This window comes from Bradyrhizobium sp. USDA 3315, assembly GCF_054056795.1.
Genome location: NZ_JBSRYP010000001.1, coordinates 8,167,647 through 8,189,195, shown reverse-complemented (window position 1 = coordinate 8,189,195; position 21,549 = coordinate 8,167,647). Strand labels below are relative to the sequence as shown.

Annotated in this window: 19 protein-coding genes; 17 read left to right on the top strand and 2 right to left on the bottom strand. The window is 63.6% G+C overall.

All coding sequences use genetic code 11. From position 1 onward, the window contains the following. The first annotated feature begins 155 nt into the window (after nucleotides 1-155). From ACVIYL_RS38480 to ACVIYL_RS38425, 12 genes are all read left to right on the top strand, one after another. Nucleotides 156-1,310, top strand: a complete 1,155-nt coding sequence (locus ACVIYL_RS38480; RefSeq protein WP_253609386.1) for a transporter substrate-binding domain-containing protein — start codon at nucleotides 156-158, stop codon at nucleotides 1,308-1,310. Then, a complete protein-coding gene (locus tag ACVIYL_RS38475; protein WP_016845707.1) occupies nucleotides 1,307-1,948 on the top strand; it encodes an ANTAR domain-containing response regulator in 642 nt (213 codons plus the stop codon). The genes ACVIYL_RS38480 and ACVIYL_RS38475 overlap by 4 nt, the downstream gene beginning before the upstream one ends. 127 nt (nucleotides 1,949-2,075) lie before the next feature. After that, on the top strand, nucleotides 2,076-3,326 hold the full coding sequence (locus tag ACVIYL_RS38470; protein WP_057015919.1) for a transporter substrate-binding domain-containing protein: 1,251 nt from the start codon (nucleotides 2,076-2,078) through the stop codon (nucleotides 3,324-3,326). Between the two features lie 129 nt (nucleotides 3,327-3,455). Then, on the top strand, nucleotides 3,456-4,325 hold the full coding sequence (gene urtB, locus ACVIYL_RS38465) for an urea ABC transporter permease subunit UrtB (RefSeq protein ID WP_253609385.1): 870 nt from the start codon (nucleotides 3,456-3,458) through the stop codon (nucleotides 4,323-4,325). Between the two features lie 16 nt (nucleotides 4,326-4,341). Beyond that, complete coding sequence (urtC, locus tag ACVIYL_RS38460) at nucleotides 4,342-5,481, top strand: urea ABC transporter permease subunit UrtC (RefSeq protein ID WP_456781002.1); 1,140 nt, start codon at nucleotides 4,342-4,344, stop codon at nucleotides 5,479-5,481. Then, nucleotides 5,478-6,230, top strand: coding sequence for an urea ABC transporter ATP-binding protein UrtD (urtD, locus tag ACVIYL_RS38455; RefSeq protein ID WP_253609383.1), 753 nt, complete (start codon nucleotides 5,478-5,480; stop codon nucleotides 6,228-6,230). Before urtC ends, urtD begins: the two co-directional genes overlap by 4 nt. Then, nucleotides 6,223-6,915 (top strand): urea ABC transporter ATP-binding subunit UrtE, encoded by a 693-nt coding sequence (gene urtE / locus ACVIYL_RS38450; RefSeq protein ID WP_050386944.1) that lies wholly within the window; start codon nucleotides 6,223-6,225, stop codon nucleotides 6,913-6,915. The genes urtD and urtE overlap by 8 nt, the downstream gene beginning before the upstream one ends. 33 nt (nucleotides 6,916-6,948) lie before the next feature. Further along, nucleotides 6,949-7,986 (top strand): aliphatic amidase, encoded by a 1,038-nt coding sequence (locus tag ACVIYL_RS38445; RefSeq protein ID WP_028331418.1) that lies wholly within the window; start codon nucleotides 6,949-6,951, stop codon nucleotides 7,984-7,986. A gap of 95 nt (nucleotides 7,987-8,081) precedes the next feature. Further along, nucleotides 8,082-9,416, top strand: coding sequence for a purine-cytosine permease family protein (locus ACVIYL_RS38440; protein WP_456781001.1), 1,335 nt, complete (start codon nucleotides 8,082-8,084; stop codon nucleotides 9,414-9,416). Nucleotides 9,417-9,450: 34 nt separating this feature from the next. Further along, nucleotides 9,451-10,470 carry an alpha/beta fold hydrolase gene (locus tag ACVIYL_RS38435; protein WP_225647402.1) on the top strand — a complete coding sequence of 340 codons (1,020 nt, stop codon included), beginning with the start codon at nucleotides 9,451-9,453 and terminating at the stop codon, nucleotides 10,468-10,470. Between the two features lie 34 nt (nucleotides 10,471-10,504). Beyond that, a complete protein-coding gene (locus ACVIYL_RS38430) occupies nucleotides 10,505-11,332 on the top strand; it encodes a CbbQ/NirQ/NorQ/GpvN family protein (protein ID WP_051002629.1) in 828 nt (275 codons plus the stop codon). A 14-nt stretch (nucleotides 11,333-11,346) separates the two neighbouring features. Further along, entirely contained in the window at nucleotides 11,347-13,635 is a 2,289-nt protein-coding gene (locus ACVIYL_RS38425) for a nitric oxide reductase activation protein NorD (protein ID WP_253609380.1), read from the top strand. A gap of 8 nt (nucleotides 13,636-13,643) precedes the next feature. On the opposite strand, the gene ACVIYL_RS38420 is transcribed toward ACVIYL_RS38425, so the two are convergent. Further along, nucleotides 13,644-14,231 carry an ANTAR domain-containing response regulator gene (locus ACVIYL_RS38420; protein ID WP_253609379.1) on the bottom strand — a complete coding sequence of 196 codons (588 nt, stop codon included), beginning with the start codon at nucleotides 14,229-14,231 and terminating at the stop codon, nucleotides 13,644-13,646. Next, nucleotides 14,228-15,391, bottom strand: coding sequence for a transporter substrate-binding domain-containing protein (locus ACVIYL_RS38415; RefSeq protein WP_456781000.1), 1,164 nt, complete (start codon nucleotides 15,389-15,391; stop codon nucleotides 14,228-14,230). The genes ACVIYL_RS38420 and ACVIYL_RS38415 overlap by 4 nt, the downstream gene beginning before the upstream one ends. Before the next feature lie 423 nt (nucleotides 15,392-15,814). Between ACVIYL_RS38415 and ACVIYL_RS38410 the strand changes: the two genes are divergently transcribed. The 5 genes from ACVIYL_RS38410 (at nucleotide 15,815) to ACVIYL_RS38390 (ending at nucleotide 21,548) form a co-directional block, all read left to right on the top strand. Continuing rightward, nucleotides 15,815-17,215 carry an amidase gene (locus ACVIYL_RS38410; protein ID WP_253609377.1) on the top strand — a complete coding sequence of 467 codons (1,401 nt, stop codon included), beginning with the start codon at nucleotides 15,815-15,817 and terminating at the stop codon, nucleotides 17,213-17,215. 17 nt (nucleotides 17,216-17,232) lie between these two features. After that, the gene (locus tag ACVIYL_RS38405; RefSeq protein ID WP_057015930.1) at nucleotides 17,233-18,228 is read left to right on the top strand and encodes an acetamidase/formamidase family protein; all 996 of its coding nucleotides are present in this window, start codon (nucleotides 17,233-17,235) and stop codon (nucleotides 18,226-18,228) included. Between the two features lie 58 nt (nucleotides 18,229-18,286). After that, nucleotides 18,287-19,501 (top strand): urea ABC transporter substrate-binding protein, encoded by a 1,215-nt coding sequence (locus ACVIYL_RS38400; protein WP_092080051.1) that lies wholly within the window; start codon nucleotides 18,287-18,289, stop codon nucleotides 19,499-19,501. A gap of 93 nt (nucleotides 19,502-19,594) precedes the next feature. Further along, nucleotides 19,595-20,461: an ABC transporter permease subunit gene (locus ACVIYL_RS38395; protein ID WP_253609376.1), complete on the top strand. Its 867-nt coding sequence runs from the start codon at nucleotides 19,595-19,597 to the stop codon at nucleotides 20,459-20,461. 13 nt (nucleotides 20,462-20,474) lie between these two features. After that, nucleotides 20,475-21,548 (top strand): branched-chain amino acid ABC transporter permease, encoded by a 1,074-nt coding sequence (locus ACVIYL_RS38390; protein WP_057015931.1) that lies wholly within the window; start codon nucleotides 20,475-20,477, stop codon nucleotides 21,546-21,548. Nucleotide 21,549: the final 1 nt, after the last annotated feature.

Below are 21,549 nucleotides of genomic sequence, written 5' to 3'. Positions count from 1 at the left end.
TGCCTGCTTTCGCGTCAGCTTCGCTGACAGGATGAGCGGCCAGGGTCCTTGTCTCGCGGCAGATGGCATGCAATCTTCCGCAGCCGGCAATGCTGTTCGAGAGCAACAAGAACAATAATCCCTCTCGTCCCTCCAATTCTGTCGAGGGCCTGATCATGTCGAACCTTACCCAAACGACATCCGCTCCGTGGCGGATAGGAGTGCTGTTCTCGCGAACCGGCTTCATGTCGGTCATCGAGGAGACCCAGTATCAGGGCACGCAACTCGCGATCGAAGAGGTGAATGAAGCGGGCGGCGTCTGCGGCCGCGAGCTGGTTCCCGTTGCCTATGACCCCGGATCGGACTCGGCCGCCTATGGTCATTACGCCAAGCGGCTGATGATCGAGGATCAGGTCAGCACGATCTTCGGCTGCTACACCTCGTCGAGCCGCAAGGCGGTGCTGCCGGTAGTCGAACGGCTGAACGGTCTGCTCTGGTATCCGACGCTTTACGAAGGGTTCGAGGCGTCGCCCAACGTCATCTACACCGGCGCCTCGCCGAACCAGAACAGCCTCGCGCTGTGCCGCTATTTGATGGATACGTTCGGAACGCGGTTCTATTTCGTGGGGTCCGACTACATCTATCCGCGCGAGTCCAACCGGGTGATGCGTGAGCTGCTCAAGAGCAACGGCGGCTCGGTGGTCGGCGAGCGCTATGTCAATGTTTACGCGCGCTGGCAGGATTTTGTGCCGATCATCCAGGATATCAAGCGTGTCAGGCCCGACGTGATCTTCTCGACCGTCGTTGGCGAGGGCACGGTGTTCCTTTATCAGGCCTATGCGAATGTCGGGCTCGATCCAAAGCAGGTGCCGATCGCCAGCCTGACCACGACGGAAGCGGAAATTGCCGCCATGGGCTTCGACGTCGGCGAGGGACACGTCACGGCCGCATCGTATTTCCAGGGCGTCGAGGGCAGCGCTAATAATGCGTTTGTGCAGCGCTTCAAGAAGCGGTTCGGCGCCGATATCTCAACCAACATGTGCGCCGAAGCATCCTATTTCCAGCTGCATCTGTTCGCGAAGGCGCTCGAGCAGGTCAATTCACTCGACACCGAAGTTCTCCGCTCGATGGTGTTCGGCACCAGCTTTGATGCACCGCAAGGTGCCGTCACCGTCAACCCGATGTCGGGTCATACCGACCTCTGGACCCGCATCGGGCGCGCCAACCGCCAGGGGCAGTTCGATGTCGTCAGCCAGTCGAAGGAGCCGGTGCATGCGGATCCGTTCCTGATCGGATATGGTCGTGCAACGCAAGCAGGAAGCGTCCAATGAACGAAATGTCGCGTAAGCCGTCGCTGAGCCGAGACGTCGGCGGACGCAAGACCATGGTTCAGGAACTTGCCGATCTGTCGGCGGTGGTGGTCGCGCCGGTCGACGATCAGGTCGGCATGTTGCTGCGCGAGTTGCAGCGGTTCCGGATGCGGGTGCGGCAGGTCTGGCCGATGCCGGAGAGCGTGCCCGCCGATGCCGACGTGGTGTACTGCGAATATTCCCCTGACCTGGCGCGGCGCCTGCCATGGATTCCCGGCGACGCGCGCTCGGCGCTGGTTGTGATCCTGCCGGCGACGGAAACCGTTCACGCCGATGCGCTGTGTCATGCGACGCCGAACGCCGTGCTGCCGCGGCCGTTCACGCAGAATGCCGTGCTGTCCAGTCTCGTGCTGGCGCGCAGTCAATTTGGTTATGAACGGCGGCTTCGCAGCAAGATCGAGAAGCTCGATGACAATCTGCGCTCGATGCGCACGGTGGAGCGCGCCAAGGCGATCCTGATGGCGACGCGGCAGATGCCGGAAACCGAAGCCTATGGCTTCATCAGACGACAGGCGATGGATCGTCGCGTGTCGGCAAGTGCAGTCGCCGCGGCGATTGTTGACTCGTTCGAACTGCTTGGCTACGATCATCAACAGTAAGCCCCAATAGCGGGGCCGGCGGCGACAGCGCCGCCTTCGACACAACCGGCAACAAAGCCCTCCCAATGCTCGCGTAAGCGCGCATCGGGAGGGCTTTTTGTTTTTTCAGTCCTGAAGGGAGCTAGGGATGAGCATTTCACGGCGGACTTTGCTGAGGAATACCGCGGCGCTGGGCGCGTTTGCCGGCGCCGGACTGCCGCACATCTGGATCAAGAACGCCGACCTCGCTTACGCCGCCGGCGGCGAGATCAAGGTTGGCGTGCTGTTCTCGCTGACGGGAACGACCGCGATCATCGAGGAATCGCTCAACAAGGCGACGCTGCTCGCCATCGAGGAGATCAACGCCGCAGGCGGCATCAAGGGCAGCAAGATCGTGCCGATCGTCGAGGACCCCGCGTCCGATCCGGCGACCTTCTCGGAGAAGGCTCGCAAGCTCGTCGTCGGCGACAAATGCGTCAGTGTGTTCGGTTCCTACACCTCGGCAAGCCGCAAGGCGGTGCTCCCGGTGTTCGAGCGGCAGAACAATCTCTATTGGTATCCGACGCTCTATGAAGGCCGCGAGTGCTCGAAGAACGTCATCTACACCGGCGCGGTGCCGAACCAGCAGCAGGACGAGTTCGTGCCCTGGCTGGTCAAGAAGTTCGGCAAGAAGTTCTACCTGATCGGCTCCAACTACATCTATCCGAAGGAAGAGAACAACTACTGCAAGAAGCTGCTTGAGAAACTCGGCGGCGAGGTCGTGGCGGAAGAATATGTGCCGCTCGGCCATTCCGAATTCTCTTCCGTCATCAACAAGATCCGCTCGACTCAGCCGAACGTGATCTTTTCCACCGTGGTCGGCGATTCCGTGGTCGCGCTGCATCGTCAGTACAAGGCGGCCGGCCTCGATCCCGAGAAGATGCCGATGGCGAGTCTCACGACCTCCGAGAACGAAGTCGCTGCGATGGGCGGCGAGGCGGCCGCCGGTCACTTCACCTCGGCGCCTTACTTCATGGTGCACAAGTCGCCGGAGAACGAGAAGTTCGTCGAGGCTTACAAGAAGCGTTGGGGCGCCGACAAGGTGACGCATTTCGTGTCGGAGGCCTGCTACTTCCAGACCTACCTGTTCAAGCAGGCGGTCGAGAAGCTCGCGACCAGCGATCTCACGCCGCCGAACATCCGCGACGCGGTCAAGGGCCAGGAAGTGATTGCACCGCAGGGCAAGGTCCGGATCGAGCCGGAGAACCTGCACACCTGGCTGTGGCCCAAGATCGCGCAGGCGAAGTCGAACGGACAGTTCGAGATTCTCGTCGAGGCCAAGGAGTGGCTGAAGCCGGTGCCTTACGCGGCCTATCCCGGACAGTCGTGCACCGAGAAGGGCCTGGTCGAGAAGAGCTGACGACGGGGGCTGACGAAGGCCGTCGGCGTGCGGCGCCGGCGGCCAGCGTCCCGAAACGAATGCTGCCTCTCGCACGAACGGGGGCGAGGGGCAGGGCGCACAACGCGAACATCGAAAGCGGATCCCGACGTGGACCAATTCATCGAACAAATCGTCACCGGCCTCAGCATCGGATCGATCCTGCTGCTGGTCGCGCTGGGCCTGTCGATCATCTACGGCTCGATGGGCATCATCAATCTCGCCCATGGCGAGTTCGTGATGCTGGGCGCTTACGCGGCCTGGGTGTTCCATACCTATTTCGGGCTCGGCCTGCTCGCGAGCCTGGTGCCGATCTTCTTCGTGGTCGCCGCGTTCGGCTGGGTCATTGAGCGTTACGTCCTGAGCCTGCTCAACAACCGGCCGCTGGACACGATCCTTGCGACCTGGGGCGTCGGCATCATGCTGCAGCAGGCGGTGCGGCTGATGGTCGGCAGCGAACTGCGCTACGTGCAGCTGCCGCCGGCGCTGTCCGACAGCATGGACGTGTTCGGCATCTCGGTATCGTCCTATCGGGTGTTCCTGTTCGTGGTGTCGATCGCACTGTTCGTGGCGACCTGGTTGCTGATGAACCGCACCACGGTCGGAATGAAGCTACGCGCGATCATCCAGGACCGTTCCGTCGCTGCCTCGTTCGGCATCAACGCCAAACGGGTCTATGCGCTGACCTTCGCCTACGGTGCGGGCCTTGCGGGACTGGCCGGCGCGCTGGTGTCGCCGCTGAAGAGCGTGTCGCCCGATATGGGCACCGGCTATGTGGTCGATGCCTTCATGGTGGTGGTGCTCGGCGGCGTGCAGAGCCTCGCCGGCACCGTGGCGAGCGCCTTCATCCTCGGCGAGCTCTCCGGCGGCATTGCCTTCCTGCAGAACGACACGGTGGCCAAGGCGATCGTGCTGCTCGCCATCGTCGTGCTCATCCGTTTCCGCCCCGAGGGGCTTTTCACCGCACGCGTGCGGGCCTGAGACAGATCGCTCATCTATGCCGTCGCATGTTCCTAACTCCAGCGGATTGCAGCGCCTGATCGCGCAGCTTGCGCCTCTGCTGATCGTCTGCGCCGTGGTGTTCGCGCTGCCGGTGGTGCTCAACAACGACTTCCTGCTCAACAAGGTCGCGCGTTATCTGGTGCTGGGCATCCTCACGGTGTCGCTCGGGCTGTCCTGGGGATTCGGCGGCATCCTGAATCTCGGCCAAGCGATGAGCTTCGGGCTCGGCTCCTACGCCATGGCAATGGCGCTCAAGCTCAAGACCGTGCCGGTGCACACGGGGGCGAGCGGACTGCCGGACTTCATGGTCTGGAATAATGTCCAGCATTTGCCGTGGTTCTGGGAGCCGTTCCGCTCGCTGACCTTCGCGATCGCCGCGGGCCTGATCGTGCCGGCGCTGGTTGCGGCGGCGCTCGGCTGGTTCATGTTCCGGGGCCGCGTCACCGGCGTCTATGTCTCGATCATCACGCTCGCCACCATGGTGGTGATCAATCTCGTGATCATCGACCAGCAGAGCTACACCGGCGGCTTCAACGGCATCACCGATCTCGCCCAGCTCGAGATCTTCGGCGTCGCGTTCGACGCCTATGGCCGCGCAACCTACTATCTCGTGGCCAGCTGTGTCCTGCTCAGCCTGCTTGTCGCCTTTGCCTTTACAAGGACCAAGGCCGGCCTGATCGTGCAGGCGATCCGCGACCATGAGAGCAGGGTGCGCTACTTCGGCTACGACGTCGCGCTCTACCAGATCTTCGTGTTCGCGCTGTCGGCGGCGATCGCGGGCCTTGCCGGCATGCTCTACACGGTGGTGATGGAGTTTGCCTCGCCGACCTTCCTCGGCGTGCAGCTCTCTCTTTCGGTCGTGGTGTGGTGCGCGGTCGGCGGCCGGCAGAGCCTGGTCGGTGCGTTCCTCGGCGCGGTGCTGGTGGCGGGTATGCAGGGCGCGCTGTCGGAGTCAGCGGCGTTCCTGGAAACCTGGACGCTGGTGATGGGCGCGCTGTTCGTGCTCGTGGTGCTGTTCCTGCCGAAGGGGCTCGCTGGCCTCGCACAGGTCATGCTGCGCTGGATCGTGCAGCGCCGCCATGCGGCCGCGGGCGGGGTGGCGCAAGGCGTCGGCCAGACGGAGGGCAGCACATGAGCTCCCATCTCGATCTCCGCGACGTCTCGGTCAGCTTCAACGGCTTCAAGGCGCTCAACTCACTCAACATGAGCGTGCGCAAGGGCGAGCTGCGCTGCCTGATCGGGCCGAACGGCGCGGGCAAGACCACCGCGCTGGACATCATCTGCGGCAAGGTCAAGCCGAGCGCCGGCACGGTGAGCTTCGATGGCACCGCGCTGCAGGACCTTGAGGAATACGAAATCGCCCGCGCCGGCGTCGGCCGCAAATTCCAGGTGCCGAGCGTGTTCCGCGAGCTGTCGGTCTCCGAGAATCTTGAAGTGGCGCGGGCGCGTCGCACCTCCGTGCTTGGCAATTTGCGCTGGAATATTGGCAATTCAGGGCGTGAGCATGTCGAGCGTCTGGCCGAGCTGGTCGGGCTCACCGAGCAGCTCGACCGGCCGGCCGCCTATCTGTCGCACGGTCAGACCCAGTGGCTGGAGATCGGCATGCTGGTCGCCCAGGACGCCGAGCTGATCCTGATGGACGAGCCCACCGCGGGCATGACGGTGCAGGAAACCCGCAAGACCGCCGAACTGTTCGCACGGCTGAAGGGCAAGCACACGCTGATCGTGGTCGAGCACGACATGGGCTTCGTCAAGGCGATCGGCGACATCATCTCCGTGATGCATATGGGTCAGATGCTGGCCGAGGGCACCGCGGCGGAAGTGGAGGCGCATCCGGAAGTGCGCCGCGCCTATCTCGGATCGGGAGGCATCAGCCATGCTTGAGCTGACCGACGTCGACGCCTTCTACGGCAACAGCCGCGCCCTGCAGGGCATCAACCTGATGGTTGGCAATGGCGAATTCCTCTCGGTGCTCGGCCGCAACGGCGTCGGCAAGACCACGCTGATGCGCAGCATCCTCGGCCTGATGGACCGGTGCACCGGACGGCTATCGCTCGACGGTGCCGACATCTCGCCGCTGCGGACCTATCAGCGCGCCAAGGCCGGTATTGCCTACGTGCCGCAGGGCCGCGGGATTTTGCCGCGCTTCACCGTGCGGGAGAACCTGACGCTCGGAACCTTCGCGGCGAAATCGGCCAACGGAATCGAGGAGTGGGTGCTCGAGCTGTTTCCGGTACTCAAGGACTTTCTCAATCGCTATGGCGGCAATCTCTCCGGCGGCCAGCAGCAGCAGCTTGCGATCGCGCGGGCGCTGCTGGCCAAGCCCAAGGTCATCCTGCTGGACGAGCCGACCGAGGGCATCCAGCCGAACATCGTCGAGCAGATCGAGGACGTGATCGTCAGTCTCAATCGCGAGCGCGGCATCACGGTCGTGCTGGTCGAACAGAATGTCGCGTTCGCGCGGCGCGCGTCTCACCGCTTCGCGCTGCTCGAAAAGGGACGCGTCGTCGCCAAGGGCGCGATCGGTGAGCTCACCGATGATCTCATCCAGCTGCACATGGCCGTGTAGCGGGAATTATCGCTCAGGAAAGGGAGTCGAGACATGTTGCATGGAGACATATCGAGCAGTAAGGACACGGTCGGCGTTGCCGTGGTGAACTACAAGATGCCGCGCCTGCACACCAAGGCCGAGGTGCTGGATAACGCGCGCAACATCGCCAAGATGGTCGAGGGCATGAAACTCGGCCTTCCGGGCATGGACCTCGTGATCTTCCCGGAATACTCGACCCACGGCATCATGTACGACTCCAAGGAGATGTACGAGACGGCGTCGTCCGTGCCGGGCGAGGAGACCCGCATCTTCGCAGACGCCTGCCGTAAGGCCAAGGTCTGGGGGGTGTTCTCGCTAACCGGCGAGCGTCACGAGGAGCACCCCAACAAGGCGCCGTACAACACCCTGATCCTGATGAACGACAAGGGCGAGATCGTCCAGAAGTATCGCAAGATCATGCCGTGGGTGCCGATCGAGGGTTGGTATCCCGGCGATTGCACCTACGTCTCGGACGGGCCCAAGGGACTGAAGATCAGCCTGATCATCTGCGACGACGGCAACTATCCGGAGATCTGGCGTGACTGCGCGATGCGCGGTGCCGAGCTGATCGTGCGCTGCCAGGGCTACATGTATCCGGCCAAGGAGCAGCAGATCCAGATCTCGAAGTCGATGGCCTGGGCCAACAACTGCTACGTCGCGGTCGCAAACGCCTCCGGCTTCGACGGCGTCTATTCCTACTTCGGCCATTCCGCGCTGATCGGCTTCGACGGAAGGACGCTCGGCGAGTGCGGCACCGAGGAGAACGGCATCCAGTACGCGCAGCTCTCGGTGTCGCTGATCCGCGACGCCCGCCGCAATATGCAGTCGCAGAACCATCTCTTCAAGCTGATGCACCGCGGTTACACCGGCCTGATCAACTCCGGCGACGGCGATCGCGGCCACGCGGTCTGCCCCTACACCTTCTACAAGAACTGGATCACCGACCCCGAGGGGACACGGGAAATGGTCGAGGCCATGACCCGTCCGACTGTCGGAACCGACGAATGCCCGATCGAGGGCATTCCGAACCAGAAAGTCGCACATCGTTGAGTGACATCGATGATCGGCGCCGGCGCGATGTTTCGCGCCGGCGTGGTTCCGTGCAACGGCGGACACTTCCTCGCGGAGGAAACAGGGGGGACATCATGAGCGGTCAATCGAATAGCGGGCTGGTTCAGCAGACCGAAGGGCAGATCGACGATCTTCTCGGCCATGAATTCGAGCACGAGCCGGTACCGATGAGCGCTCGGCGCAGCGCCTTCTCGGTCACGATGGTGTGGCTGGGCTTTCCGATGATCATCACCGGCGCGATGACCGGATCGTTGCTGGTGCTGGGCATGGGATTCAAGAATGCGCTAGTGGCGATGATCATCGGCAATTTGATCATGTTCGCCTATGTCGGCGCGCTCGGCCTGATCGGCACCCGGCGAGGCATGAACTTCGCGCTTATCGCCAGCATCGTGTTCGGAAAGAAGGGCTACGTGCTGGCGTCGGGCCTGCTGTCGACCCTGCTGCTCGGCTGGTATGCGGTGCAGACCGGCATCACCGGCGCATTGATCTCCTCGACCTACGGCCTCAACTATGTGGCGATGACCATCGTCGCCGGCGTGCTCTATATCGGGATCACCTTCGTCGGCGTGAAGGGATTGCACTGGATCGGGCTGGCGTCGGTGCCGCTGTTTGTCGTGCTTGGCCTCTGGGTCGCGGCCGATGCCGCCTCGACCACGACGTCGGCGGCGATCTTCGGCTATGCCGGCAACAATGGCGTCGCCAGCATGTCGATGGGCGTCGGGCTTACCGTGGTGCTCGCGCTGTTCATCGATGCAGGCACGGTGACAGCGGACTTCAATCGCTGGGCGCCGAGCACGCGGGCCTCGCTGTTTGCCACGTTCAGCGCATTTCCGTTCGCCAGTCTGGTGGCGATGCTGGTCGGCGGCGTGATGACGGCGGCGCTCGCCGTGCCGAACGCAAATCCGTTCGGTGTCGACAACATGTTCGGCTACATGAACGGCAAGCAGCTGACCTGGCTCAGCATCCTCGCGTTCATCTTCCTCTATGCCAATTTAGGCTCGGTCTGCTCGCATTGCCTGTACAATGCGGCGACCGGCTGGTCGCGCATCCTCGGGACCAATATGCGGCTGATGGCGGTGGTGCTCGGCGCGCTTGGTATCCTGGTCGCTGCCGGCAATGTCTGGGCGTTCTTCATCCAGTGGCTGTCGCTGCTCGGCATCCTCGTGCCGCCGATCGGTGCGATCATTCTGGTCGATCAGTATCTGCTACGGGCCGAGGCGCGCGCGGACGTCGACTGGCGTGCGAAGCCGTTCATCGCCTGGGGCATCGGGTCGCTGTTTGCCTTTGCGGTTGAAAACCTGATGCCGGGACTGTCCACTGCGATCTCCGCCGCGGTGGTCGCAGGCATCGTGTACGGTGCGATCGCACGGGTGGAGTCTCCGACTGAAAAGGTGGCGCGTCCGGCGTAAGCGATCAGCTCGATCAAGCAAGAAGGGTACATCAATGAGCGTCGACTATCAGATCCATGATCTCGGCAATTTGACCTTGCAGCGCGGCGCGACCATTCGCGACTGCAAGCTCGCCTACAAGACCTATGGCCAGCTCAACGCAGCCAAGGACAACGTCATCGTCTATCCGACCTGGTACTCCGGCCAGCACTACGACAATGAATGGCTGATCGGACCGGGCAGGGCGCTCGACCCGGCAAAGTACTTCATCATCATCCCGAACATGCTCGGCAACGGGCTGTCGTCGTCGCCGAGCAACACGCCGGAACCGTATAATGGACCGCGTTTTCCGCAGGTGACGGCCTATGACAATGTGCGCGCCCAGCATCGGCTGGTGACCGAGAAATTCGGCATCAAGCATATCCGTCTCGTCGTCGGCTGGTCGATGGGCGCGCTGCAGACGTTCCATTGGGGCGCGCTCTATCCCGATATGATGGACCTCTTGGCGCCGTTCTGTGGCTCGGCCAAATGCTCGCGGCACAACTTCGTGTTCCTCGAGGGCGTGAAGGCGGCGCTCACCGCGGATGCTGCGTGGAAGGAAGGCTGGTATACCGACAAGCCGGCCCGCGGCCTGCGCGCTGCCGCGCGTGTCTATGCCGGCTGGGGCTTTTCGCAGGCCTTCTATCGCGAGCAGCTCGACATCAAGACGCTGGGCTATTCGTCGCTGGAGGATTTCCTGGTGGCGTTCTGGGAAGGCTTCTTCCTGCCGAAGGATCCCAACAATCTGCTGACCATGCTGTGGACCTGGCAGCACGGCGACATCAGCGACAACGAAATCTACAACGGCGACTTCAAGGCCGCGCTGCGGGCGATCAAGGCCAAGGCCTATGTCATGCCGGGGCAGACCGATCTCTATTTCCCGCCGGAGGACAGCGCGTTCGAGGTCGAGAACATGCCGAACGCCAAGCTCGTGCCGGTGCCGTCGATCTGGGGCCACTTCGCCGGCGGGCCGGGGACCAATCCGGTCGATGTCGACTTTATCGACGGCAAGCTCAAGGAGCTGCTCGCATCGTGATATCGACCGGTTGCGAACGGCTGCCTGCGCGATCATGGGAGGCGTGAGCTTGTCCAATCCCGCTTTGCTGCTCGACCAGTACCGCATCCGGGAGGAGCCGTATTACCGGCCGCTCAAGGATGAGGTCGAACTGTTCGGTGCAGCCTACGCCAACCGCATGCCGGTGATGCTGAAAGGCCCGACCGGCTGCGGCAAGACCCGTTTCATCGAATATATGGCGTGGCGGCTGGGCCGCCCGCTGATTACGGTCGCCTGCCACGAGGACATGACGGCGGCGGATCTGGTGGGGCGCTGGCTGCTCGACGCAGAGGGCACGGTGTGGAGCGACGGGCCGCTCACCACAGCGGTGCGTCTTGGCGCGATCTGTTACCTCGACGAGATCGTCGAGGCGCGCCAGGACACGACGGTCGTGATCCATCCCTTGACCGACGATCGTCGTGTGCTGCCGCTGGAAAAGCGTGGTGAATTGATCCACGCCCATTCCGACTTCCAGCTCGTGATCTCCTACAATCCGGGCTACCAGAGCGCGATCAAGGACCTCAAGGAATCCACCAAGCAGCGCTTCGCGGCGCTGGATTTCGGCTATCCTGATCGGCCGGCCGAAACCGAGGTGGTGTCGCGCGAAGCCGGTATCGAGCCGAACCTCGCCGATCTCCTGGTGAAGATCGCCCAGCACAGCCGCAACCTGAAAGGCCAGGGGCTCGACGAAGGTGCCTCGACCCGGATGCTGGTCAATGCCGGCCGACTGATCGGATGCGGGATCAGCCTCGAAAAGGCCTGCGAGACCACGATCGTCGTTCCCTTGACCGATGATGCGGACACCAGGAACACGTTGCGCGACGTGATCTCGGCCTGTGGGTAAGTGGAAGATTGCAGGTGGCGGTCGCGCAAATCAGTTCGCTCGATAGCTTCCGGTCCGGACGTCGGCTTGCGGCACTGTTGCGCGGCCATGACGATGTAGCTGCGGCCGTGCAGGCGGCGCGCGCCGCTTTGCAGCGAACCGGTTGGTTCGATCATTTGGCGGTCTGGGACGAGGCCGTGCACGCCCTGTTCGAGGCCAATCTCGGTCAAGCCGTGGTGCAGGGTTTTCTGCGTCTATCGGAGCAATGGCCGGCGCAGCGATCGGCCGATGATCTGATCGCGATCGGCCGCGCGGTCAGGGACATCGGCTGCAGTGCCGGAAGCCGCGTCGCCCATGCCTTGCTGACCGAATTGTCCAAGGTGCTGCCCCGGCTTGCGGGTGCAGGAGAATTCACCGCAGTTCTCGCCGCGCTCGACGAACTCGCAGCCACCGGGCCGGAGTCGGCGGGGCTCGCGATCGGCCGGCTGGGGCAGTTTCTGACGCATGCCGGCGGCGACGAGTTTGCGGCGTGGGTCTCCGCTGGCTTGCGCGCCAGTGGCAGTCGCGCATCGCGCCGCCGCGCCTATTTCGCGCTCGACGATCAGCTTTCGGCGCAGCTGTTCGCAGCCGGTCGGAGCGGGGATGATTTCGCGCGGCTGGAGAAGCGCCTCGCTGCAACCACGATCGCGTTGTGGAACAGAAAGCCGCGTTTCCGCAAACTTGCCGTTGCACCGACGCCGGTGCCGCGGCGGACCTCGCTCGCCGCCGGCCTCGTCGGTCTTCCGCAGACCTTTCCCGGCTTCGAGGGCGAGGCGGCCGACGCCGTCTATCTCGCGGCGGTCGCGCATGCTGGCGCGCATCTGGTGCATTCCACCGTCCGCTTTCCGGTGAGGCGACTGAAGGCGCTGCAGATCGCGCTGGTCTCGCTGATCGAGGATGCCCGGGTCGAGGCGCTGGCGCTCCACCAGATGCCGGGGCTGCGCCGGCTGTGGCTGCCATTTCACAGCGCGACGCCAGCCGGCCAGGCAACCGCAGCCGGACTGATGATGCGGCTGGCGCGGGCGCTGATCGATCCCGATTATCAGGATCCGGATGCGTGGGTGACCAAGGGACGGACGCTGTTTGCCGCTGCCGCCGGCCGCTGGACCGATCCCGCCATCAGCCGCGAGATCGGTGGTTTGCTCGGCAACGACATCGGGCAGATGCGGCTGCAGTTCAACGCCAAGAGCTACGTCGTCGAACCTGCCTATCGCGACGACAATCTGGCGCTGTGGGATTTCGGCGACCAGCGGGACAGTCCGGCCGAGACGATCGAACTTGCCGTCGATTCCGTCCGGATCGAGCGGCGCGACGATGCGGGTGGCCAATCGGCCGACGACAACGCCAGGCCGGACGAGACGCTGCGCGCGAAGGCCAGCGCGGTAACGCTGCTGGACGGGTTTCCGGTCGCGACCTACCCGGAATGGGACTATGCGGCGCGTACCGAGCGGCCGGACTGGACAACGATTCTGGAAGCCGATGCAGCCGTTTCCGCGCAGCCCTTCGATTCCTCGACGGACGCCGAGGCGATGCGCTGGATCACGGAGTTGACCCGCGACGCGTCGATCGGCCGCCGGATCAGACACAAGGGCCAGCGCGACGGCGACGCGCTCGACATCGACGCGGCGATCGCCCTGACGATCGAGCGGCGCACCGGCAATATCAGCGAGCCCAGGGTCTACCAGCGCGATGCGCCGGGACCGCGCGATCTCGCCATCCTGCTGCTCTTGGACCTGTCGCAATCGACCGCCGACCGTGACCGCCGCGGCCGGACGGTCCTCGACGTCGAACGCAAGGCGGCTGCGATCATGGCGGCGGCGGTCGAGGCCGCGAATGATGCGATCGCGGTGCATGGTTTCAGCTCCGACGGCCGCGAGCGCGTGCGCTATCTGCGCATCAAGGGCTTTGCGGAGCCGATGGATGCCGTGGTTCGTTCACGTCTCGCGGGTCTTGGCAGCAGCCATTCCACGCGCCTCGGCGCGGCATTGCGCCATGCCGGGGGCTACCTCGCGGAACGACGCGCGTTCCGGAAAGTGCTGCTGGTTCTGACCGACGGCGAGCCGTCCGACGTCGACGTGCCGGATGCGCAATATCTCGTCGAGGACGCCCGCCGGGCCGCGCAGCAGCTGCGGCGGCGCGGCACCGATATCTTTGCCTTTGGTATCGGTGAGCACAAATTTCCCCAGCTCGATCGGATTTTCGGCGAGCGTTATGCGCTCCGCGTGCCGCGCATCGAGGTGCTGCCGCAACGGGTGATGCAGCTCTACGCAGAACTGAAGAAATAGTCCCGGCTCTAGCCCGTTGCCCGCGGCAGGGAACCCTTTGCGGTGATCTCCGCCGAGAGTTCCTCGATCGTCTTGCGCTGCTCCATGGCGGCGCGGCGGATCAGCGCAAAGGCAGCCGGCTCGGCCAGCGCATGGGTGTGCATGACCTGAAGGACCGCGGCGAGCACGACACGGCGGGATCGCAGGCGCTGCTCCAGCTTGAGCACCTGCTGCTTGAGCTCGCTGGTGCGCTCGCTTCGCTCGAAAGCCAGGACGAGCGCGGCATAGATGCCGGCCGATCGCAGCGGCTTTACCAGAAACGACGCCGGATCGAGGTCGAGCACCAGCTTCAGACGGCTTGGCGTCTCGGTGCCGAGCAGGGTGATGACCGGGCTTCGTCCAAGCGACGTCCGTTGCGCCGGCGAGGTGAGCGGCAGGAACTCGTCATCGATCAGCGTCACGTCGGGACGGCAGTCGATACTGGCACCGGGCTCCCATGTGACGATCTCGATCCCGAGACGCTCGAACTGGCGCCTGACGATCGAGGCATCGCGCTCATCCTTGATGGCGACGAGCGCCTTGCGCCCGCGCAGCGAAAATGACGACGGTTTGCTCATTTCACAACCCGCAAATGCGGCGCATTCGGCAACGTTCCATCCCTTGCCGGGCTGGCGGCGATGTCGAGCTGCGTCAGATAAGGATCCGGTCTAACCGGCGCTTCAGCTTCCCAGAAGATGTCAAACTGTCCTTCGGCGTTCGAGACGGCCAGCCGCGGCGTCAGGACGCAGTGGTTGTTGCTGCCGTCGATCCAGACCGGACCTTGCGGCGAATTGTAGCGATGGCCGGCCGCGGCGCGCCGCACCTCGCCGATATCGGATGTGCCGGCACGCTGCAGCGCGCGGGCCAGCAGATAGACCGCGACATAGGCGGATTGCCCGTCGACGGACGGGCTGCTGTGCTCGCCGTAGCGCGCCTTCCAGCGCGCCACGAAGGCCCGGTTCTCGGGCAGGCGAATGCTCTCGAAATAGGCCGACGAGGTGATGCATCCGGCCGACGCGGGACCCGCGATCTTGAGCTCGGGCTCGCACAGGCTGCAGCTCAGCATCGGGATGTCGAGGCCGGCCGCGGCGGTCGCCGCATGAAAGGCGCGGATGAAGTCATAACTCGAACTGCCGACCAAGGTGTTGAAGACGACCGGCGGCCGGCGCCGCACGATCTCGTCCACGATGTGGGTGACCGCGCTTTCACCGAGTTCGAGCAGGCGTTCGGCGAGAATGCGTCCTTTGGCCACCGTCACCAGCTCGCGGGTGACGCGATTGGTTTCCCAGGTCCAGACGTAGTTGGAGCCGACACAGAAGATCTCGTGCGACAGATTATCGAGCACGTAACGCACCAGTGGCAGCACGTTGTGATTGGGTGAGGCGCCGACATAGATGACATTGTCGGAGCACTCGAACCCCTCGTAGCGCGCCGGATACCAGAGCAGGCGATCGGTACGCTCGACGATCGGCAGCACCTGCTTGCGCGAGGCCGAAGTGTAGCAGCCGATGATGTGCTCGACGCCGACGTTGCGAATGAGGTCGTCGCAGACCGTGTGGTACTCCGAAATGATTCCGCGGGGATCGCGGACATGCGCAGATATCGCGAAGTCGAACTCGTCCTGATTGTTGATTTCGTCGACCGCCATCATGGCGCTCTTCAGGATCTCGCGTCCCATGGCCTGATAGGGCCCGTGCTGCGAGCAGATGATGCCAACTGGAATGGAGGGCTTGGTCATTGAGTGCTTTCGGCGGCGCAACGCATCAAGGAAATCATCTTCGCAGAGGTCGGTGCAAGAGGTCATGCCGATTTGCTGCGCATGCACCTCGCGAAATTTGTGCAGCCAGCCTCGTTGACAACGCGCTGCACACCTCCTTAGAATTTTCTCCTACAGGGCTTCCTGTCGAACCTTGCGTGCGTCGATTTGGCCGATGACGTCCCGATCGCCGCGCAGAGTGCTCCGTTCGACTTCGGACCCATGCGATAGTTCATAGCCGCGGCATTTGGGCCATTCGTCACCTTCGTTTCGGAGGGGCGGGTGGTTTTTTGCTTTTGCCGCTAAACAAATTGGCGACACGTCCGTGCCGCCAAGCCGGAGGCGCATGCGCGGTGATGGGCAGTGCCTGCGCTTGCGTCATGTCAAGTGCGGGGATGAGAAACGATGCCGACGACGGATCTTCACTATCTCGGGCTCATTGAGATCGGGCAGCAAATCCAGGCCAAAAAGCTCTCGCCGGTCGAGGTGACCAAGGCGATGCTCGGGCGGATCGAGCAGCTCGACGGCAAGCTCAAGAGCTACGCCTATGTGATGGGCGAGGCGGCGCTGGCCGAAGCGGCGGCAGCCGAGAAGGACATCGCGTCCGGCAAGATCAAGGGACCGCTCCACGGCGTGCCGATCGCCGTCAAGGATTTGTGCTGGGCCAAGGGCGCGCCGGCCGCGCATGGCATGACCATTCATCGGGACTTCCGGCCGAGCGAGGATGCCACGGTCGTCGCGCGGTTGAAGGATGCCGGCGCTGTCATCCTCGGCAAGCTGCAGCAGACCGAGGGCGCCTATGCCGACCATCACCCGAAGATCGACCCGCCGAAGAATCCGTGGAATGCCGATTTGTGGTCGGGCGCATCGTCGAGCGGTTCCGGCGTCGCCACCGCCGCGGGGCTTTGCTTTGGCTCGCTTGGCACCGATACGGGCGGCTCGATCCGCTTTCCATCGGCCGCCAACGGCATCACCGGGCTGAAGCCGACCTGGGGACGCGTGAGCCGTTATGGCGCGTTCGAACTTGCGGCAACGCTCGATCACATCGGGCCGATGGCGCGCAGCGCGGCCGATTGCGGCGCGATCCTCGCCGTGATTGCCGGCCAGGATCCCAAGGACACCACCTCCGTGCCGCTGCCTGTGCCGAACTATCTCGCCGGCCTGTCCGGCGATTTGCGCGGCGTGACGATCGGGGTCGATCGGCGCTGGACCAGCGAAGGTACCGACGAGGCTGCCGGCAAGGTGCTCAGCGAAGGGCTGCGCGTTGCTGCCGATCTGGGCGCGAAGATCAAGGACATCACGTTTCCTGATCCCAAGGCCGTCATCGAGGACTGGTTCCCCTTGTGCGGCATCGAAGTGGCGGTCGCGCACGAAGAGACCTATCCGGCCCGCAAGGACGAATACGGTCCGGCGCTCGCCGGCCTGCTTGATCTCGGCCGGGCGCAATCCGGCATGAACTATCAGAAGATCGTGCTGCGGCGCGAAGCATTCCGCGGCGCGGTGCGGCTGTTGTTCGAGACGGTCGATCTGATCGCCGTTCCGGCCCAGGCGTTCGCTGCGCCGACATTGGCCAAGATGGCGGCGCTGGGTGAGGACCCGTCGCTGATTACCGGGCTGCTGCGCTTCACCTGTCCGTTCGACATGACCGGCAGCCCGACCGTCACGCTTCCCGGCGGCTTCGCGCCGAACGGCGGGCCGATCGCCTTCCAGTTCGTCGGCCGTCACTTCGACGAAGCAAGCCTCGTTCGCGCGGGCGATGCTTTCCAGCGCGTCACCGACTGGCACAAGCGCCATCCCGCGATCTGAATTGAGGAGCCGACCGCATGACCGAGGATTGGTTGAAGAGTTCCATCATGGCCAAGCGCGCCCTTGCCAAGGGCGCGACCGGCACGACCCATAGCCTGACGATCGAGCAGCAGGGCGGCTTCCATTACGTCTATGGGCCCTATGCCAAGCCGACCCTTTCGATCGACCCAGGTGGGGTCGTCGTTGTCGAAACCGAAGACGCCTTCGGCGGCGTGCTCACCAGCGAAAGCGACAGCCCTACGGCGAAGCTGAACTTCCCCTATCTGAACCCGCAATGCGGACCGATCGCGGTCAAAGGCGCCAAGAAGGGCGATTGCCTCGCCGTCTATATCCGCGACGTCGAGACCCGCGGCGCGCAGCCGGCCGGAACGACCTGCATCATTCCGGAGTTCGGCGGCCTGGTCGGGACCGCATCCACGGCGCTGCTCAATCCGCCGCTGCCGGAACGCGTCAGGAAGCTGCATGTCGACCGCAACGGCGTGCGCTGGAACGACAAGATCACGCTGCCCTATGAACCGTTCATCGGCACGATCGGCGTCTCGCCAGAGATCGAGGCGATCTCCTCGCTGCAGCCCGATTATCACGGCGGCAACATGGACCTGCCCGACGTCGCACCGGGCGCGATTATCTATCTGCCGGTGCATGCCGAAGGCGGGCTGCTCTATGTCGGCGACTGCCACGCGACGCAGGGCGATGGCGAGCTCTCGGGCGTCGCGCTCGAGCAGCGCGCGACGGTGACGCTGCAGATCGATCTGATCAAGAACTGGAGCTTCGCCTGGCCGCGGCTCGAGACGCGCGACTTCATCATGACGATCGGCAGCGCGCGCCCGCTCGAGGACGCGGCGCGCATCGCCTATCGCGAGCTCGTGCGCTGGATGAGCGCCGATTACGGCTTCGACGAGATCGACGCCTACATGCTGCTCAGCCAGGCCGGCCGCATGCGGCTCGGCAACATGGTCGATCCCAAATACACGATGGGGGCGTCGATCCTGAAGAATTACCTCAAGGCGTGACTTCAAACATCCTTCAACGACAGAGGACATCGCGATGTATTCGGGGCGTATAGTCGGAATGGCTTTGCTTGGTGCAATGCTCGGGACCGCGGCAATAGGTGTCGCCCAGGCGGCGGAGCCGCCGCTGAAGGTCGGCTTGCTGGAGGACGTCTCCGGCGATCTCGCCTTCATGGGCATGCCGAAGCTGCACGGCTCGCAGCTCGCGGTCGAGGAGATCAACAAGAGCGGCGGCATTCTCGGCCGGCAGATCGAGTTGATCCATCTCGATCCCCAGGGTGACAATGCCCGCTATCAGGAGTTCGGCCGACGGCTGCTCAATCGCGACAAGGTCGACGTGCTGATCGGCGGCATCACCTCGGCATCGCGCGAGGCGCTGCGTCCGATCGTCGATCGCACCACCACGCCGTACTTCTATACGAACCAGTATGAAGGCGGTGTCTGCGACGCCAGCATGATCAGCATGGGCGCGGTGCCGGAGCAGCAGTTCTCGACCCTGATCCCCTGGATGGTCCAGAAGTTCGGCAAGAAGGTCTATGTCATCGCAGCCGACTACAATTTCGGCCAGATCTCCGCGGAATGGAACCGCAAGATCATGAAGGACCTCGGCGGCGAGGTCGTGGGCGAGGAATTCATCCCGCTCGGCGTGTCGCAGTTCGCGCAGACGATCCAGAACATCCAGAAGGCGAAGCCGGACTGGTTGTTGACGATCAATGTCGGCGCCGCCCAGGACTCGTTCTTCGAGCAGGCGGCCGCGGCCAACCTCAACCTGCCGATGGGCTCTTCGATCAAGATCATGCTCGGCTTCGAGCACAAGCGGTTCAAGCCGCCGGCGCTCAACAACATGCATGCGACCGCGAACTGGTTCGAGGAGATCGATACCCCCGAAGCCAATGACTTCAAGAAGCGCTGGCACGCAAAATTCCCCGATGAGCTTTACATCAACGACATGGGCTACAACGCCTATAACGCGCTCTACATGTACAAGGCGCTGGTCGAGAAGGCGAAGTCGACCAAGCTCGAGGACATGCGAAAGGTGATCGCAACGGGTGATGCCTGCATCGAGGCTCCCGAGGGCAAGGTCTGCATCGACCCGAAGAGCCAGCATACGTCGCACCGCATGCGCCTGATCTCGGTCGGGCCCAAGCATGAGGTGACGGTGGAGAAGGACTACGGGACGATCCAGCCATACTGGCTCGGCGAGATCGGCTGCGACCTCACCAAGAAGAACGACAAGGATCAGTACACGCCGAGTCATCTTCCCAGCAAGTCGTGATGCGCGCAGGCACGAATCTTGCTCGTGTTTGCATCGCGGCTTTGAAGCAAGCCGGCGCCGCAATGATGCGGCGCCGCGATCAGGGAGACCGGAATGTCGGCTGAACTCTTCTCGGTATTCTATCAGTTCGCCGATGTCTTCGCGTTCCTCATCCTGTCGGCGGCGGGCCTGGCCATCGTGTTCGGCATGATGGGCGTCATCAACATGGCGCATGGCGAGTTCATCATGTGCGGCGCCTACGTCACCGTGGGGCTCGTGAATCTCGGCGTGCCGCTTCCGATCGCGCAGATCCTGGCCGCGCTGACGGCGGGGATCATCGGCATGATCGTCGAGTACCTCGTCGTGCGGCGCTTCTACAAGCGACCGCTCGACTCGCTGCTCGCGACCTGGGGCCTCAGTCTGATCGTGACGCAGTCGATGCTGCTGATCGTCGGCTCCGCGGTGCGCGGTATTGGCACGCCGGAAGGAAGCTTCGCGATCGGGGGCTATACGTTTTCGACCTACCGGCTGGTGCTGTTTGCCTGTGCGGTAGCGGTCCTTGCGGGCCTCTACGTCATCTTCATGAAGACGCGCTTTGGCGTGATCGCCCGCGCCACGATGCAGAATGCGGCGATGGCCAAGGCGCTCGGCGCGCGCACCGGGCGGATCTATTCCATCAGCTTCGGTATCGGCACCGCGCTCGCGGGGCTCTGCGGCGCGCTCTACGCGCCGACCATGACGCTGATCCCGACCATGGGCGCGACCTTTGTGGTCGAGAGCTTCGTCACCGTGGTGATCGGCGGCGCCAATGTCCTGCTCGGAACCGCGCCGGCCGCGGTGTTCCTGGCGATGATCCGAATGGCATTGAATGCCAGCTACGGGCAGATCATCGGCCAGATCGGCATGCTGTTTGCTGTCATTCTGATCATACGTGTGCTGCCCGAGGGACTATCCAGCGTGCTGGTTCGTCGTGGGCGCTAGACGGGAATTTCTGATGTTGAAGCTGCTCGAGGGCCCGCAGACGCTCGGACGCGGGAAGATCTTCTGGTCCTGTTTCCTCGCCGTGCTGGCGGGGGCGCTGATCTATCCGCTGTTCGCCGATTCCTATGACGTCGGCAATTTCGCCTACTTCCTGATCTGGATATTCATGGCGCTCGGTCTCTGCCTGATGTGGGGATACGGCGGCATGCTGTCGTTCGGCCAGACCTTCTTCTTTGGCATCGCCGGCTACGGCTATGGCGTGCTCGCCATCAATATGGGCGGGGGAACGACCACGATCGCCGCGCTGGTTCTCTCCGTGGTCATCGCGATGATCGCGGCCGGGATCCTCGGTTACTTCATGATCTGGGGCGGCATCAGCGGGATTTTCTTCGGCATCGTGACGTTGTCGGCGACGCTAGTGCTTGCCTTCTTCCTCGGGCAGACCGCGGGACCCGAATGGCATATCGGTCCGGCCCGGCTGAACGGCTTCAACGGCATGAAGGGAATGGACCCGCTCACGGTCGGCGACTTCGACATCGAGGGCTCGGCGCTCTATTACGTCATGATCGCGCTGATCGTCATCGTCTACATCGCGCTACGCATGCTGGTGAACTCGAGCGTCGGCAACGTGATCGTGGCGACGCGGGAAAATCCGCAGCGCGCCGAGATGCTCGGCTATGATGTCCGCAAGTATCAGCTTTTGACCTTCGTGATCGGCAGCGGCCTCGCAGGGTTGAGCGGCGCACTGTACACGTCGTGGGGGCAGTTCATCACGCCATCCAGCATCGGCCTGCCGGCGGCGGCGATGCCGATCGTGTGGGTGGCGTTCTCCGGACGCAACGATCTGACCGCGACCTTGGTCGGATCGTTCCTGCTGCTGTTCGGCTTTCAGACCATCACGGTCTACAGCCAGCAAGCGGCGCTGGTGCTGATGGGCGTGCTGCTGCTCGCCACCGTGATGCTGGCGCCGCAGGGCTTCGTGCTCGGCATCGGCAAGCTCGTCGTCGATTGGTGGACCAGGCGTCGGCGCCGCGACGAAGCCCCCGCGCTGGCCGATACCGCCCGCCTGCAATCGGATGAGACCTGAA